The organism is Demequina pilifera, from assembly GCF_048814985.1.
Classification (GTDB): Bacteria; Actinomycetota; Actinomycetes; order Actinomycetales; family Demequinaceae; genus Demequina.
Genome location: NZ_JBMDTW010000004.1, coordinates 297,763 through 314,736 on the forward strand (window position 1 = coordinate 297,763; position 16,974 = coordinate 314,736).

Annotated in this window: 13 protein-coding genes; 1 reads left to right on the forward strand and 12 read right to left on the reverse strand. The window is 68.3% G+C overall.

Annotated elements, in window-relative coordinates:
• Nucleotides 1-44 precede the first annotated feature (44 nt).
• The 11 genes from ACNI14_RS09220 to ACNI14_RS09270 form a co-directional block, all read right to left on the reverse strand.
• A complete protein-coding gene (locus ACNI14_RS09220) occupies nt 45-440 on the reverse strand; it encodes a prepilin-type N-terminal cleavage/methylation domain-containing protein (protein WP_420519707.1) in 396 nt (131 codons plus the stop codon).
• 141 nt (nt 441-581) lie between these two features.
• Nucleotides 582-1,811 carry a type II secretion system F family protein gene (locus ACNI14_RS09225; protein WP_420519708.1) on the reverse strand — a complete coding sequence of 410 codons (1,230 nt, stop codon included), beginning with the start codon at nt 1,809-1,811 and terminating at the stop codon, nt 582-584.
• A gap of 12 nt (nt 1,812-1,823) precedes the next feature.
• Entirely contained in the window at nt 1,824-3,203 is a 1,380-nt protein-coding gene (locus tag ACNI14_RS09230; protein ID WP_420519709.1) for a type IV pilus twitching motility protein PilT, read from the reverse strand.
• 354 nt (nt 3,204-3,557) lie between these two features.
• Nucleotides 3,558-5,222 carry a GspE/PulE family protein gene (locus ACNI14_RS09235; protein ID WP_420519710.1) on the reverse strand — a complete coding sequence of 555 codons (1,665 nt, stop codon included), beginning with the start codon at nt 5,220-5,222 and terminating at the stop codon, nt 3,558-3,560.
• Nucleotides 5,223-5,323: 101 nt separating this feature from the next.
• A complete protein-coding gene (locus tag ACNI14_RS09240) occupies nt 5,324-6,196 on the reverse strand; it encodes a shikimate dehydrogenase (RefSeq protein WP_420519711.1) in 873 nt (290 codons plus the stop codon).
• A complete protein-coding gene (gene mltG / locus ACNI14_RS09245) occupies nt 6,183-7,337 on the reverse strand; it encodes an endolytic transglycosylase MltG (RefSeq protein ID WP_420519712.1) in 1,155 nt (384 codons plus the stop codon). Before mltG ends, ACNI14_RS09240 begins: the two co-directional genes overlap by 14 nt.
• On the reverse strand, nt 7,330-7,785 hold the full coding sequence (gene ruvX / locus ACNI14_RS09250) for a Holliday junction resolvase RuvX (RefSeq protein WP_420519713.1): 456 nt from the start codon (nt 7,783-7,785) through the stop codon (nt 7,330-7,332). The genes mltG and ruvX overlap by 8 nt, the downstream gene beginning before the upstream one ends.
• Nucleotides 7,786-7,824: 39 nt before the next feature.
• The gene (gene alaS / locus ACNI14_RS09255) at nt 7,825-10,491 is read right to left on the reverse strand and encodes an alanine--tRNA ligase (protein ID WP_420519714.1); all 2,667 of its coding nucleotides are present in this window, start codon (nt 10,489-10,491) and stop codon (nt 7,825-7,827) included.
• Between the two features lie 159 nt (nt 10,492-10,650).
• Nucleotides 10,651-11,277, reverse strand: a complete 627-nt coding sequence (gene rpsD / locus ACNI14_RS09260; protein WP_420519715.1) for a 30S ribosomal protein S4 — start codon at nt 11,275-11,277, stop codon at nt 10,651-10,653.
• 167 nt (nt 11,278-11,444) lie between these two features.
• Nucleotides 11,445-12,806, reverse strand: coding sequence for a replication-associated recombination protein A (locus ACNI14_RS09265; protein ID WP_420519716.1), 1,362 nt, complete (start codon nt 12,804-12,806; stop codon nt 11,445-11,447).
• Between the two features lie 39 nt (nt 12,807-12,845).
• Nucleotides 12,846-14,336, reverse strand: a complete 1,491-nt coding sequence (locus ACNI14_RS09270; RefSeq protein WP_420519717.1) for an S-layer homology domain-containing protein — start codon at nt 14,334-14,336, stop codon at nt 12,846-12,848.
• Between ACNI14_RS09270 and ACNI14_RS09275 the strand changes: the two genes are divergently transcribed.
• Nucleotides 14,329-14,721: a hypothetical protein gene (locus ACNI14_RS09275; protein WP_420519718.1), complete on the forward strand. Its 393-nt coding sequence runs from the start codon at nt 14,329-14,331 to the stop codon at nt 14,719-14,721. The genes ACNI14_RS09270 and ACNI14_RS09275 overlap by 8 nt on opposite strands.
• A gap of 89 nt (nt 14,722-14,810) precedes the next feature.
• Here ACNI14_RS09275 and ACNI14_RS09280 read toward each other — a convergent pair whose 3' ends face one another.
• On the reverse strand, nt 14,811-16,793 hold the full coding sequence (locus tag ACNI14_RS09280) for a bifunctional diguanylate cyclase/phosphodiesterase (protein ID WP_420519719.1): 1,983 nt from the start codon (nt 16,791-16,793) through the stop codon (nt 14,811-14,813).
• Nucleotides 16,794-16,974 lie beyond the last annotated feature (181 nt).

Genomic DNA, 16,974 nt, shown 5'->3' on the forward strand with positions numbered 1-16,974 from the left:
GGCCCGGGCCGCGGCCCGGGCCCCACACCAACGTTGGCGCTCTACTACGACGTGGCCTCGGTCAGAGTTCCGTCACTGTTGATGCAGTAGCCGTTCTCGGACGCGCCACCCGTCGCAGTACCGCAGATCTCGAACGAGTCGCTGATCGCAATGGGGTCGGTCGTGATCGTCGTGTTGGGCGATGCGGCGAAGTCCAGATCCGCGACATCTACTTGGGTGGCGGTCGGGTTGTCCACCATGTACGTGGCAACGGCAATCTGTGCGTTCTTGAGGTCCGACTGGAGCGCGGAATCCTTGGCCTTCTCCTGCTGGTTCAAGTACAGCGGGATAGCGATCGCGGCGAGGATGCCGATGATGATGATGACGACGAGCAGCTCGACGAGGGTGAAGCCACCCTCGTTCTCGCGCTCCTCGAGTCGCTTCTGAATACGAGCAATCATGATGGTGCCTTTCGGATCTTGTTTTCTTTTTCTCTACCGTGTGACGGTTGTCTCACGGTCACGGTCACGCCCGACCATTCGGTAGCCCGGCTATCGCCCGGGCACGCAACCACGTCTATGGATTTATCGCATGGAGGAAGATCATCCGATCATGTCGAAGACCTTGAAGATCGGCATATAGAGCGCAATCACCATTGCACCGATCATGCCCCCCAGCACTGCGATCATGATGGGCTCGATCAGTGAGGTCAATTGCTCTGTGGTGGATTCCACTTCCTGATCGTAGAAGTCTGCGATCTTGTCCAACATCTCGTCCAATGCCCCCGTGTCTTCACCGACCGCGATCATCTGCACCACCATGGGCGGGAAGACCGCGTGCTGCGCGAGCGGGCGCGCCAAGGACTCGCCCTTACGCACCGACTGAGACACGGCTCGTGTCGCATCTTCGATCACGATATTGCCGGACGCCTGGCCGACGATGTCCAATGCCTGGAGGATCGGCACGCCCGAACGGATCATCGACCCGAAGTTGCGCGAGAAGCGCGCGACGGCGATCTTCTGCACCAGCGAGCCAAAAACGGGTGCCTTAAGAAAAGCGGGCTGATACTTACGACGGATGTGTTCCTTGTGCTTGTTCTTGCCCCACCACATCGAGAAGGCGATGATACCGATCACAATCGGAACGACCCCCACTTTGAGGATGTCCGACATGTACACCAACACCTGCGTGGCGAACGGTAGTTCACCGCCAAGGTTGTCGAACATTGCGGCGAACACCGGGACAATAAAGATCAACATGGCGGCGGTAGCGAGGATCGCGATGAAAAACACGACCACCGGATACGTCATTGCCGACTTGATCTTGCCGCGGAGCTTGACCTCATTCTCGAAGTTCTGGGCGATAGACACCAGCACCTCGTCGAGGAAGCCGCCCACCTCGCCGGCCTTCACCATGTTGATCATGATGGGGGGAAAGGTCTGAGGGTGGCGGCTGAGCGCTTTGGAGAAGGACTGACCGGTCTCGACGTCGCCGCGCACCTCTGCGACGACCTTCTGGAGCGGCTTGCTCTCGGTCTGCTCCGCCAAGATCGATAGGGCACGAAGGAGCGAGAGCCCGGCCGAGATCATCGTGGCGAGCTGCCGCGACAGGATCGCAATGTCCTTGAGCGTGATCTTCTCCCCGAGGCCAGGGATGCTGAGCTCCGCATTCAAGCCCTTGCCGCCCGCCTCGTTCACTGAGAGCGGGGTGAGGCCCTTCTCCCGCAGACGGCTCGCCACGGCGGCGCTCGACGGCGCCTCCATCGTTGATTTGTGCTCCTTGCCCTGGGTGTCCCGGGCGGTGAACTCGAATTGCTTGGTCGCGGTGGCCATCGCTGCGCTCCCCTAGTGTCGCTCGGCGCTGGCGCGCCCGCAGAGTCGGTTGAACTCGTCCAAGGAGTGGCACATCTCGACGGCATCGTCGTACTCCACCGTGCCGTCCTTGACGAGCTTGGCGAGGTGCTGGTCCATCGACTGCATGCCCAGCGAAGCGCCGGCCTGCATGGCCGTGTGGATCTGGTGCGTCTTGCCCTCACGGATGAGGTTGCGGATGCCCGGCGTCGCCACCAGCACCTCGACCGCGACCGCACGGCCGGGTGTGCCGGAACGCGGTAGCAGCGTCTGGCACAGCACTCCCTGGATCGCCGTCGCGAGCTGGGTGCGGATCTGGCCCTGCTGCTCCGAGGGGAACACGTCGATCACGCGGTCGATGGTCTGCGCCGCGTCCTGCGTGTGAAGGGTTGCGAAGACGAGGTGCCCGGTCTCCGCGGCGGTCAGTGCCACCTGGATGGTCTCCAGGTCGCGCATCTCACCGATGAGGATGATGTCCGGGTCCTGACGCAGCACGTGCTTGAGCGCGCGCTGGAAGGACTTGGTATCCGAGCCGACCTCGCGCTGGTTCACGAGGCTGCGCTTGTGGCGGTGCAGGAACTCGATGGGATCCTCGACCGTCATGATGTGGTCGCTGCGCGAGCGGTTGGCGAGGTCGACCAGCGAGGCCAGCGTGGTGGACTTGCCGGATCCCGTGGGTCCCGTGACCAGCACCAGTCCGCGCGACAGGGTCGCGAAGTTCGAGACGGCCTGCGGGATGCCCAGTGCCTCGAGCGGCTTGATCTCGTAAGGGATCACACGGAAGGCGGCGCCCACGGACTCGCGCTGCTTGTAGATGTTGACGCGGAAGCGCGCCTCGCCCACCAGCGCGTACGAGAAGTCGAGCTCGAGCTCCTCCTCGAACTTCTCGCGCTGCGCCTGAGTGAGGATCTGGTACAGCGAACGCTGCAGATCGTCCTTCATCAGCTTGGGGAAGCCCTCGAGCGGGGTCAGGCTGCCGTCCACGCGCACCATCGGCGGAGCGCCGGTGGTCACGTGCAGGTCCGAGGCGCCAACCTTCAACATGCCGCGAAGAGCGGCGGCAACGTCAAGGTCGTTCTCGTGCGCCTCTTGGCTCATGCCGATGCGGCCGGATCCGGCGGGCTGGCTCTGACGGGGCGAACCCGGCGCTGCTGGGCCACCCTGTCCGGGCCCGGCGGCACCGGGCCGCTGCGCGGGCTGCTGACCCGGGTTCATGGGCTGACGCTGCGGAGCCGGAGCACTCTGCGGCGCGGGCTGACGCTGCGGGCCACCCGAGACGGGCACCTGACCGGTCGTGGGCCGCTGCGGCGGCGCGAGGGGCGGCGCGGTGCGCGCACTCGGCAGCGCCTCCTCGAAGTGGTTCTGCGGCACCATCGGCGGGCGGGCCGGAGCATTTCCTGCCTGCGGAGCGCCCGGTGCCTGTGACGTGCCAGACGCCTGCGAGTTGCCCGGTACCTGAGTACCGCTGGGCGCCTGCGGGGGCCGCGTGCCCTGGGGTGACGGCGTGCCTGGAGCGCTCCCGGGCGCACCCTGCTGCGGGTTCGCTGGCGGGTTGCTGGGCCGCTGCGGCTGCTGACCCTGCTGCGGCGGCGTCTCCTCAGGCATGAACGACGTCATCTTCACTTCCCCTCATACCGTGCGCCGTGGCGCCGGCTTTCTGACGTACCACGCCTATCGGCGCTAACGCACGCGAACTCAAGTCCGCCTCGATCACTTAACAACACTGCGCTACTTAACAACACGAAGCAGCTCCTCCACCGACGTGGTGCCGTCGAGCACCTTGGCCCATCCGTCCATCAGCAGGCTCTCCATGCCGTTCGCACGTGCGGTGCGGTTGATCTCCGCAGAGGACGCGCGCCCGACGGCGAGGCGTTCGATGTCCTCGTTCACGACCATCACCTCGTGCAGCGCCAGGCGCCCGCGGTAGCCGGTGTTGGAGCAGCGCTGGCAGCCCTCAGGCCGGTACACGACCGGCGCGGGCGTGCCCGGCTCCCACTCGACGCTGGTGGGGATCTCGGCCTCGTCCATCTGGTACTCGACAGCGCAGTTGTGGCACAGGCGGCGAGCAAGCCGCTGCGCGACCACGCAGTCGATCGCGGAGCCCACCAGGAAGGGCTCGATGCCCATCTCGATGAGTCGGGTCAGCGCGGAGGGCGCATCGTTGGTGTGCAGCGTCGAGAGCACGAGGTGGCCGGTGAGTGCCGCCTCGACCGCGATCTGCGCCGTCTCGTGGTCGCGGATCTCACCGACGAGCACCACGTCCGGGTCCGCACGCAGGATCGACCGCAGGGCCGATGCGAAGGTCAGCCCGGCCTTGGGGTTCACCTGCACCTGGTTGATGCCAGGAATCCGGTACTCGACCGGGTCCTCGACCGTGATGACGTTGATCTCGGGCCGGGTGATCTGGTTGAGCGTCGCGTACAGCGTGGTGGACTTACCGGAACCGGTGGGCCCGGTGACCAGGATCATGCCGTAGGGCTTCCTGAAGGTGCGGGAGTACGCCTCGTAGTTCTTCTCGCGGATCCCCAGGTCCTCGAGGTCGAGCGTCGCCGTCGAGTTGTCGAGGATACGCATGACGACCTTCTCGCCCCACACCGTGGGCAGGGTCGCGACGCGCAGGTCGATCTTGCGTCCCTGGTGGTTCACGGACAGGCGGCCGTCCTGAGGCTTGCGGCGCTCGGCGATGTCGATGTCGGACATGATCTTCAGGCGGCTGGTCACGCCATTGGCGATCGCCTTCGACGCGTGCTGCATCTCGTGGAGCACGCCATCGATCCGGTAGCGGACCCGCAGGTCCTTCTCCGTGGGCTCGATGTGAATGTCCGAGGCGCGGTCCTGCACGGCCTGGCTGATCAGCAGGTTCACGAACCGCACAATGGGGGCGTCATCCTCCGACGCGCTCCCCATGGCCTCCTCGTCGAGGTTGACCTCGCCCTCGGACAGCTCCTCCTGCAGGTCCTCGAGCTCCGCGTCGGACCGGCAGTAGCGGTCGATCGCGCTGATCACGTCATCGTGCGCCGCAACCACGGGGGTCACGGACATGCCGGTGATGGTGCGGAAGTCGTCGACCGCGACCACGTTGCCGGGGTTGGACATCGCGACGCGCAGGATGCCGTCGTTGATGCCGATCGGCAGCGCGTTGTGACGGCGGCACACTGCGGCCGGCACCATCGCCACGGCCGCCCTGTCCACCGACTCCTCGGCGAGCTCGACGAAGTCCATGCCCACCTGGCTGGCGAGGGCGCGCACCAACTGACCCTCGGAGATCATCCCCAACTCCACGAGGGTGCGGCCCAGCGACTGACCGCGTGCCTGCTGCTCGTCGATGCCGTCCAGCAACTGCTCTTCAGTCAGGACGCCTTCTTCGAGCAGGATCGCTCCAAGCTGCTTCACAACACTCCCTCAGGTCCCTCAGCAAATGATGCGCTGTGCGCAAACTAACATCGGCAGGTGCATGAGGACACATCGGTGTTGCACATGTCACTCCGGGCCGTTCACCGTGACTGGAGTGCCTGGTCCAACGCCTCTGACATCGGTTCCAGCGGGGCCTCGCGCCCCGTCATCAGACGCACCTGCTCACCCGCCTGGTGCAGCAGCATCCGGGTGCCGCGCACGAACGTTCCGCCCGCCTGCTCCCAGGCCGCTCCCAGGGGCGTGTCCAACGGCGCGTAGACCGCATCCAGCAGCACGGCGTCCGCCGACAGCGTGCCCCCGGACCCACCCAGCGCCTGCGCCAAGCCGGCCCCCGCATCGGCCGGGACCGTGGAGACCACCGCGCTGGCGCGTGACAGGTAGTGGGGAGCATCCTCGAACGACACGAACCGCGGCTCGACGCCCATCTTGGTCGCGGCGCGCACGAGCGCGCCGGCGCGCGCTCGAGAGCGCACCACCACGATGGGCCGCGTCACGCCGAGCCGGCCGAGCGCCGCCAGCGCCGAGGTCGCCGTCGCTCCCCCGCCCACGACGACCCCCGCATCGGCCTCCTGGACCCCGCCCTCATGCAGGGCGGCCACGATGCCGTGCACGTCGGTATTGGCGCCCACGAGCTGGCGTCCGTCGGCCACGGGCTGCACCAGCAACGTGTTGATGGCGCCCACCAGCTTGGCCATGGGCTCCACGAAGTCCACGAGAGGCAGCGCCGCGACCTTGAGAGGCATGGTGAGGGACAGCCCGGCCCACTCACCCGAGAGCCCGTCGATGAACGCCGGCAGCGACTCCTCGGTCACATCGTGAGCGTCGTACTCCCAGTCGAGCCCCATCGCCCGGTACGCGGCGCGGTGCAGCACCGGCGACAGCGAGTGCTCGATCGGGTGACCGAGCACGCCTGCGCGGCGCGTGGCACCGCCCGCGTCGCTAGTCCGTGGCACCGTCCTCGTCCTCGGACGCGGCAGCCTGCTCCTGGGCCCACTGACGCAGCACGGCCACGTTCTCCTGGTGCGCCGCGAAGTCCTCGGCGTACCGGGTCTCACCCGTGTTCGTGTTGACCGTCACGAAGAACAGGTAGTCGTGCTGGGTCGGGTCCGCGGCCGCCTGGATCGCGGCCTCGCCGGGCGCGGCGATGGGCCCCGGCGGCAGGCCGGTGTACATGTACGTGTTGTACGGGTCGTCGATGGCGCGCTCCTCGTCGGAGGTGAACACGCCCTCGGACGGGCTGATGTACTTCACCGTCGAGTCCATCTCGAGCCGCATGTCGATGTCCAGGCGGTTGTAGATCACGCCGGACACCATGGGGCGGTCCTCGTCGAGGCGCGCCTCGCGCTCGATGATCGATGCCACCGTCAGCACCTCGTGACGGTCCTCGGGTGCGACGCCGTTGCGGTCCAGCACCTGGACCGTGGTCTCGATCATCTCCGCGAGGATGTCCGCCGGCTGCACGTCCGGGGTGAACGTGTACGTCGCCGGGAACAGCCATCCCTCGAGGTTCCCGTCCGCCTGCTCGGGCAGTCCGAGCGCGTCGGTGTCCTCGGCGACCTCGCGGATCTCGTCCTCGGAGTAGTCCGTGAGGTTGGCGATGGACTGGTAGTACGCCTCAACCCGGCGGCCCTCGGGGATGGTGATGGTGAGCTCGTTCTTGTTGCCCGGGTCCAGCAGGGCGGTGAGCGCGAACTCGGCCTTCATCTCGCGCTGCATGAAGTAGTAGCCGGGAGTGATGTTGCCCGCCTCCGGGCTGGCATTCGCCTCGCGGATGAAGGCCTCCGGGGAGGCGACCACGCCCGCGTCGAAGAGCGTCTTCGCGATGTCGGCGCCGGTGTCGCCCTGCTCGACCACCACCTCGACCACGCCCTGGCCGGCGCCGTCGTAGTCGGCGATCTCGGTGCTCTCGGTCTCGAAGCTTCCCAGGAAGTTCCATGCGACCGAGCCGCCGATCGCGAGCACCACCAGCGCCACGGCGGACACGAACAGCGTCCACTTCTGGCGTGTCTGGCGTCGCTTCTGCCGCTGCAGTCGCCGCAGGTCCAGCGACGTGGTGGTCGTCGCCTCCGTCTGCGGGTGGAAGAGGTCAGTCATCATTCCCCTTGAGGGTAGGCTCGTAGGTCACCTTATCGAGGTTGCCCTGTCGTTCGATATCCAACGCGCTCTCCAGGATCACGACGGCCGCCGCCTGGTCGATGACCTGCCGCTGCTGACGCGAGTTCCTGCCCGCCTGACGCATGGCGTGCTGCGCGGTCGCGGTCGAGAACCGCTCGTCCACCAAACGAACCACTGCGGCGCAGCGTTCCGCCAGGGCCGACGCGAAATCGTGGGCAAAGGCGGCGCTCGCGCCGTCCTGCCCCGAGAGCTTGCGTGGGAGTCCCACATAGACGCGCGCGGCCTCGCGCTCGCTCACGATCGCCGCGACCTGGTCGACGTCGCCGTCGCCGCGGGTCACGGTGGTCACGGGGAAGGCCATCATCCCGTCGGGGTCGGAGGCTGCGATGCCGATGCGCACGGTGCCCACATCGACGCCGATCCGCACTCCCCTGCCCACCGGCCCGTCGTTCATCTGACGCGAGGCCTAGCGCGAGGCGACGGCGTCGCGCACCGCGACCAGCGCATCGGAGATCTTGGACGCATCCTGGCCGCCGCCCTGGGCGAGGTCCGGCTTTCCGCCGCCCCCGCCTCCCAGCACGGCCGATGCGGTCTTGACCAGGTCTCCCGCCCGGACGCCCGCATCGCGGGCGGCTTGGTTGGTGCCGATGACGATCTGGGGCCGGCCGTTGATGGCCGCCGACGCCGCCACGACGGTGGGCTCGGACTCGCCCAGCCGGGCGCGCACATCCGTCACCAGCGTGCGGAGGTCGTCGCCATCCGCCGCGGTGGTGGACTCGTGCGCGACCAGGCGGATGCCGTTCACGTCGGTCGCGGTATCGACCAGCTGGCCGGCCACCTGCTGCATGGCCTGCTGGCGGTACTGCGTCAGCTGCTTCTCCGCCTCGCTCAGCCGCGTCAGCAGGGCGCCGATGCGGTCGCTGAGCTCCTCCGGACGCGCCTTCAGCGTGGTGCTGAGCTCGCTCACGATCGAGCGCTCGGCCGCCAGGTTCTGGAAGGCGTCGGCGCCCACGAGCGCCTCGATCCGGCGCGCGCCGGAGCCCACGGAACCCTCGGAGGTGACGCTGAGCAGGCCGATCTGGCCCGAGTTGTCGACGTGCGTGCCGGCGCACAGCTCGCGCGAGAACGGGCCGCCGATCTCCACCACGCGCACGCGGTCGCCGTACTTCTCGCCGAACAGCGCCATCGCGCCCAGGCTCTTGGCCTCGTCGAGGGCCATCACCTGCGTCCCGACGGGCAGCTCCTCGCGGATCGCGCGGTTGGCGATGCCCTCGATCTCCTCGCGGGCGCTGTGAGAGATGCCCTGGCGCCACGCGAAGTCCAGGCGCATGTAGCCGGGCTTGTTGTACGAGCCCGCCTGCGTCGCGTCGTCGCCCAGCACCTCGTGCAGGGCGGCGTGGATCAGGTGGGTCGCCGAGTGCGCCTTGGACGCGAGCCTGCGGTTGACGGGGTCGACCTCGGCGGAGACCTGGTCGCCCACGGCGATCTCGCCCTCGTCGACCGTGACCGTGTGGACGATGACGTCCGCGACGGGCTTCTGCACGTCGATCACCGTCAGGGTCGCGTTGGCGCCGCGGATCTCGCCCGTGTCCGCGTCCTGGCCACCCGATTCGGGGTAGAACGGGGTCTGCGCGAGCAACACCTCGACGGTGTCGCCCGTGGTCGCCACCGGCACGGAGACGCCGTCCTTGATGACGGCGGAGACCTGGCTCACCAGCGACAGCTCGTCGTAGCCGCGGAAGGTGGTGGGCGTCTGCGCGCCAGCCGCCTGATAGACGCTGACGTCCGCGTGGCCGCCCTTCTTGGCCTTCGCGTCGGCCCGCGCGCGGTCGCGCTGCTCGGCCATGAGGGAACGGAATCCCGCCTCGTCGACGCTCACGCCCTGCTCGGCCGCCATCTCGAGGGTGAGGTCGATCGGGAAGCCGAAGGTGTCGTGCAGCTGGAACGCGTCCTCGCCGGACAGCGCGGAGGTGCCCGCGCTCTTGGCCTTGGCCACGGCCGTGTCCAGGATGGTCGTGCCCTGTGTCAGGGTGCGGCGGAACGCGTCCTCCTCGGCCCCGGCGATGCTCTGAATGCGGGTGATCGTGTTCACCAGCTCGGGGTACGAGGCGCTCATGGCGCGGTACGAGCTGTCCAGCAGGATGGTCAAGCTCGGGTCCTCGACGCCGAGGAGGCGCATGGCGCGCACGGTGCGGCGCAGCAGGCGGCGCAGCACGTAGCCGCGGCCCTCGTTGCCGGGCACCACGCCGTCGTGCATCAGCATCATGGCCGAACGCACGTGGTCCGCGATCACGCGCATGCGGACGTCGTCTTCCTCATTCGCCTTGTAGGCGCGACCCGAGAGCTCCTGGGCCTTCTCGATGACGGGGAAGACCTCGTCGATCTCGTACATGTTGGACACGCCCTGCTTGAGGTACGCGATGCGCTCCAGGCCGGCACCGGTGTCGATGGCCTTCTGGTCGAGCTCGCGGATCAGCGGGTAGTCCTTGCCGGAGCCGGGGCCGCGCAGGAACTGGTCGAACACCAGGTTCCAGATCTCGAGGTAGCGGTCGCCGCCGGGGTCGACTGTGCCGCCCACGGCCTCGGGGCCGAACTCGGGGCCGCGGTCGTAGTGCCACTCGGCGCACGGACCGGCGGGGCCGGGCTGGCCGGTGTCCCAGAAGATCTCCTCGCGCGTGAGCTTGACGATGTGCTGGGGGTTGACGCCCACGTCGACCAGCGCCTGGTAGGCCTCGTCGTCCTCGTTCCAGATGGTGACCCAGAACCGCTCTGGCTCGAACCCGTACTTGCCCTCATCCTCGGGTCCGGTCAGCAGGTCCCACGCGAGCTCGATCGCGCCGCGCTTGAAGTAGTCGCCGAAGGAGAAGTTGCCCAGCATCTGGAAGAACGTGCCGTGACGGGTGGTCTGTCCCACCTCCTCGATGTCCTTGGTGCGGATGCACTTCTGGACAGAGGCGATGCGGGCATGCGACGGCGTCTCGGTGCCGATGATGTACGGGATGAACGGCACCATGCCGGCCACGGTGAACAGCAGGCTGGGGTCGGGCGACACGAGCGAGGCGCTGGGCGCGATGTGGTGCCCATTGGCCTCGAAGTAGTCGATCCAGCGCTGGCGAATGTCCGCGGTGCGCATGCTGTCCTCCATGTCCTGCCGGGCTGCCAACCTGCCGCGCAGGCCGGGTGAGTGGCGCATCGGCCGCTCATAGGTACCTATATGACAACGCCGCCGGGCCCTGGCGAGTGCCAGGGGCCGACGGCCGTTGTCATTCGGCTCGCATGAGCCTAGTGCGAATCAGCGAGCGTAGAACTCGACGACCAGCTGCACCTCGCAGGTCACGGGGACCTCGGCGCGCTTGGGACGACGAACCAGCTCGGCCGACAGCTTCTCGAGCTTGACGTCGAGGTAGTCGGGCAGCTCGGGGAGCACGTCGCGGTGCGCGCCGGCGGCGGCTGCCATGTAGGGCTCCATCGTGACGGCCTTGGGCTTGACCTGGATGGTCTGGCCCGGCTTCACGCGGAACGACGGACGGTCGACGATCTTGCCGTCGACCATGATGTGACGGTGCAGCACCGACTGGCGCGCCTGCAGGATGGTGCGGGCGAAGCCGGAGCGCAGCACGAGGGCGTCGAGACGCATCTCGAGCAGCTCGACGAACGCCTCACCGGTCAGGCCGGACTCCTTGCGGGCCTCCTCGAAGACGCGAGTCATCTGCTTCTCGCGCAGGCCGTACTGGGCGCGAAGACGCTGCTTCTCGCGCAGACGGACCGCGTAGTCGCTTTCCTTGCGGCGCGCGGTGCGGCCGTGCTCGCCCGGGGGGTAGGGGCGCTTCTCGAAGTGCTTGACGGCCTTGGGGGTCAGTGCGAGACCCAAGGCGCGGGACAGGCGCACCTGGCGGCGCGCGCGCTGAACAGAAGTCAAAATAGTTCCTTTTGCCGTACTCGTGGCGCGTTCACACGCGCCTGAATTCTAGAGAGGTCGCGGAGACAGCAGCCAACCGTCCGCGAGGGCTGGTCAATACTAACAGAGCGAGGGGTGGATCGCGGTAGTGCGGCCGATGCGCGGGCCGGGCTGGTCGCGCCCCTCGCCTATCCGGCCTCGCCGCGTTCCGTGACGCCTCTACCCAGCTTCTCGCGAATCCGCGTGAGCCGCTCGGACAGCGTGCGCTCGAAGCCGAACTCGGTGGGCTGGTAGTAGCGCGTCCCCTGCAGCGATTCCGGCAGGTACTCCTGCGCCGCGACGCCGCCGGGAGCATCGTGCGAGTAGGCGTAGTTCTTGCCGTGGCCCAGCCGCTCGGCGCCCGAGTAGTGGGCATCCCTCAGGTGCGAGGGCACCACGCCGGCCTTGCCCGCCTTGACGTCGGCGATCGCGGCGTTGATCGCCGAGTACGCGCGGTTCGACTTGGGCGCCGTCGCCAGGTAAGCGGTGGCCTCGGCGAGCGGGATGCGGCCCTCGGGCATGCCGATAAAGCTCACCGCGTCCGCCGCGGCCTGCGCGATCACCAGGGCCTGCGGGTCAGCGAGGCCCACGTCCTCGGACGCGAGGATCACCAGCCGGCGCGCGAGGAACCGCGGGTCCTCCCCCGCCACGATCATCCGTGCCAGATAGTGCAGCGAGGCATCGACGTCGGATCCGCGCACGGACTTGATGAAGGCGCTGATCACGTCGTAGTGCTGATCGCCCGACTTGTCGTACGCCACCAGCGCCGAGTCCATGGCCCGCTCGGTGAGCTCCCCCGTGATCGTGGGCGGGTCGTCTCCGCTGCTCAGCGCCGCATCGGCCACTGACTCGAGGAGGGTGAGGGCCTTGCGAGCATCGGCCCCCGCGACGCGCAGCATGTGGTCGCGCGCCTCGGGAGCGAGGACCACGCGGCCGCCGAGGCCCCGCTCGTCCTCGACCGCGCGGTCCACCAAGGCGCCCAGGTCGTCGCTCGTGAGCGGCTGGAGCGTGAGCAGCAGGGACCGCGACAGCAGCGGGCCCACGACGGAGAAGCTCGGGTTCTCGGTGGTGGCGCCGATCAGCGTCACCCACCGGTTCTCCACGGCGGGCAGCAGCGCGTCCTGCTGGGATCGCGTGAAGCGGTGGATCTCGTCGATGAACAGCACCGTCTCGCGCTCGCCGGTCGTGACCCGCCGCCGCGACGCCTCGATGACCGCGCGCACGTCCTTGACGCCCGCCGTGACGGCCGAGAGCTCGACGAACGGCCGCGCCCCCGCCACCAGGTAGGCCAGCGTGGTCTTGCCCGTGCCCGGCGGCCCCCACAGGATCACCGAGGTGGCCGACGAGCCCTCCTGGACCAGGCGCCGCAGCGGGGAGCCGTCGGTGAGCAGGTGGGCCTGGCCCACGACCTCGTCGAGCACCCGCGGGCGCATGCGCACCGCGAGCGGGGCGTTGGCGCCCGGCTCGGGCACGCCGGTGCCGGTGCGCTCGGTCGACTCGAACAGGTCCATGCCTGTCACTCTAGATCGCGCCAGTGACGCGGATCTCCGCTAGTACCCGATGCTCCTCGCGTAGTCGTCCGGGTCGAAGACCGAATGGATGTTCGAGATCGCACGGCGCCGCTCGAAGACTCCTCGCGAGGAGTCACCCGTGCCGTCCGTGGTGTTGCCCTCCACGAGCCACACGTAGTCGCCGTCCACGCGGGAGACGATGCCGGTGTGGGTGGGGCCGTTGTGCGGCGGCCAGTCGACAAGCGCCACGTGGCCGCGCTTGAGGTCGCTGCGCGAGACGTTCGTGTCGAGTACGCCGGAGCGCTGCAGCACGTTCGCCCAGTCCGAGTACAGGCCGCGGTGAGGCACGCCGTTCGGATAGCCGGCGTGGTGGAAGACCCACATCACGAACACCATGCAGTACGGGTTGGTGGTGCCGTACCAGGCGCTGTACTTGTTGGTGCGGTTGCCGCCCCGGTACCCCACCTGCGAGTAGGCGCGGGACATGATCGGATCCGCGTCGTAAGGCTTCACGGTGTTGAGGTTGGACGCCGGGGTCCAGCCACGAGTGCCGGCGATCGACACCCACTTCCAGCTGCCCTTCGAGACGCCCGTGAAGTAGCCACGGGTGCCCTGGCTCACGGTCGCGACCGTCGGAGCGCTCAGGTTGGGCCGCTCGCTGAACGTCACCCGCGAGTCCGCGAGACCCACCTTGGTCGGGGCGGCGCTGGGAGCCGTGGTGGTGAGGTGCGCCGTCGGCGCCCACGCGATCATCCCGCCCATGCGGACCTGGATCCAGCCGCCCTCGCGGGCACCCAGGTAACGCGCCCGAGTGTGCTTGGCGCCCGTGACCACGACGCTCGAGTCCCAGGTGGGCTGCGAACGCAGGTTCAGCGACGAGGCCGTGACCCACACGTCCTTCTGTGCCTCGAGCAGCGGTTCGGCCGCCTTGACGGGCTCCGCCCCGTGCTCGAGCCGGTACAGGAACGCGGCCATGGCGTCGCGCGTCACGTTGCCGAAGGGCCGGTACTCGCGGCCACGCCACGTCACCCACCCTTGGGACACGCCCTGAGTCGCGAGCCACTCGATCGCGCCCTTGTGCTCGCTGGACTTCGAAGAGTCGACGTAGACGGCCGAGCCGCTGGGGGCGCTGCCGCCCTCGAGTCCATAGATGAAGCTCGCCATCGCATCGCGCGTCACGGGACGGGTCGGCTTGAACGTGCCGTCGCTGTACCCGCGCGTCACGCCTTCAGCCGCGGCCCACTCGATCTCCTTGTAGAACTCGGAGGATGAGGGCGACACGTCGGAGAACGTGGGCGTGGTCGGGGCCGTGAAGGTCGGCTCACCCGCATAGCGGTAGAGGAACGCGGCCATCGCGTCACGCGTGACGAGACCGAAGGGCCGGTACTCCCGGCCCCCGTCGACGGGGTAGCCGGTCGAGATCGCCTGGGCGCCCATCCACCGGATCTCGTCGGTGAACTCGGCGGACAGTCCCTCGTCCTCGAACGTGACGGCGGAGGCCGTCTCGCTCTGCTCCGCCAGGGTGGACATTGAGGCCTCGGAGTCGTCCTGCTCCGAGGTCGCGGGCAGGGACGAGGGCTCCTCGGAGACCTCGGGCGCAGGCTCTCCCGCATCCGTCGTCGACGGTTCCGGGCTGGTCGAGGGCTCTGGGCTGGCCGTGGGCTCTGACGTTGTCGTGATCGTCGACTCAGGCGTGGGCGAGGCGTCGGGAGTGGCCCCCGCCGGCACCGCCACGAACGTCGACAACGCCGCTATCGAGACCGCGGCGGCTAGCCCGGCCCATCTCCGTGAGATCTGCTGCAACACCATTGATCTGCTCCATCCTCCGCGGTCAGTTTCCGCTGACGCGATGTCCGGACGCGACCCTCACGCGACCATGCACCACTGGACCGGGGACTCCGGCCACTCTTCTTGACTGTAAGCGCCACCCGCACGCGCCGCAACGCCGGCACACGGACGCCAGGCCGGGTGGTGACCAATCGCACACGCCATGGCGCGCGGACGTCAGCGGGACGCCCGCCCCCTGCCGCCGTCCTTGGCGCGGTACATCGCCGCATCGGCGGCGCGCAGCAGATCGTCGGGAGACTGCCCCGGCTCGGCCAGCGCCACGCCTATCGACGCGCCCACGTCGTACTTCCGCCCACCCACCTCGATCGGCGTGGAGAACGCTTCCAGAATGCGGGCGGCGGCGGCATCGGCGTCCTCGGCCGTCGCCTCCTCGCACAGCACCACGAACTCGTCGCCGCCCACCCGCGCGAGGATGTCATGGGTGCGGGTGATGGCGCGGATGCGCTCCGCGACCGCCACGATCACGGCGTCGCCGGTGCCATGGCCCTCGGTGTCGTTGATGTGCTTGAAGCTGTCGAGGTCGGCGAACAGCAGCGCCGCGGGCGTGCCGCGCTCGCGCTTGGCCAGCGCGTCTCCCATGCGATCGTTCAGCAGACGCCGGTTCGGCAGGCCGGTCAGCGGGTCGTGCAGCGCCACTCGAGCGAGCTCCGACTCGGCGACCCGCAGCATCGCGGCGTTGAGGTCGTGACGAATCTCGGAGGCCTCGATGAGCGCCATCTGATCCCAGGGCTCGGACCGGCCCGCCACGCTCTCGCCCCACTTCGCGAACGAGTTGCGAGGCGCGAGCGGCGAACTCCGGTTGGCGGCCGACTGATCGCCGAGCCAGTGGACCGTGGAGATCGACTCCTTCCTGAACCACGCGAGGCAGTCGTTCTGACCCCCGAAGGGCACCACCAGCAGACCCGCGACCTCAGGCATCAGCGCATGAAGCTCCGGGTAGTCCTCGCTCAGGGCATCCGAGACCAGCATCGGCTCTTCGTCGCCGGCGAGTTCCTCGAGGAGCCTGTGATCGACCACCGCATCCGGGACCTCGCCCATCGACGTGGCGACGCCATCGAGCCGCAGCGTGGCGCCATCGGCGGGGATGAGGTCCAGCAACGTGAACTCGCCGTTGAACAACGAGTTCCGGATGTCCGTGCCCGTCTTGACCTGACGGCCCACGCGAGCGCGCACCGACCGCACGGCGTGCAGGTGGGTCAGTCGTTCGATCTCCGCGACCGCACCCAGCTGCATCGCCACCTGACGTGCCAGCACCTCGTAAGCCTGGCGCATCGCGTAGCGGAGGCGCATTGGACTGCGGTGCGAGCAGGTGACCATGCCGATCAGGCGGCCCACGTACACCATCGACAGGGACATGGTGGTCACCTGCCCCATGTTCCTCATGAACTCCACGTGATGAGGGGAGACGCTCCTCAGCTGGGCGTGCCCGAGGTCGAGCGACTCGCCGGTGACCGGGTTGACCGGCGGCACCAGCGCCGCCGGCTGCTCGTCGTCCAGGATGATCATGCGGCTGAGCTGTGAGAGGTACAGCTCGCGCGCCTGGGACGGGATGTCGGAGGCCGGGAAGTGGAGACCCAGATAGCGCTCCATTCCTTCCTCCGCCCGCTCCGCCACGACCTCGCCATGGCCATCGGCGTGAAACTTGTAGACGACCACCCTGTCGAACCCGGTGAGGCGCTTGAGTTCCGTGGCGGTCTGCTCATAGACCTCGGACACCGACGTCAACGAGCCGAGCCGATGGACAGCGGAATGCACCGCCGCCACGCAGTCATCGCCCGCTCCCGCCGGCTCGAACTCCACCAGGCCCAAGCCATCGGCACGGTGGACCACGACGTCGAATCCACGGTCGCCGATCCGCATCGACACCGGGTTCGCGGCCGTGCTCTCGTCATCGAGCACCGCGCGGAGGTCCTCGACGACCGCATCGCCCGACAGGTCGCCCAGGTGCGAGCCCACCAGCGCCGCCGCGGCGACACCCAGCACGTCGATGGCGTTCTCTGACGCCTGCAGCACCTCGAACGACTCCAGGTCCACGCACAGCAGGGCTCCATGGGGCTGAATCGCTCCTGGCACCCTGATCGGCTCGAGGGCGCACTTGTCCAAGCGAAGCAGCTCGTCTGAGCTCTGACGGACCTTCATGATCGTCACCGTTCAGGGGTGCAGGCGGTGGGCCTCGCGGCATTCCCCGCCCGTGGGGAGGAACGTGCCGGGTCTACGCGGCACGTCAAGGGCACAGCGATGGAAGACCGGACGAGGCACCCCCTTCAGCTTGGCGGCCCGTAGCACGAGTATCGACCACCATCTCACGATTCGGTCGGCA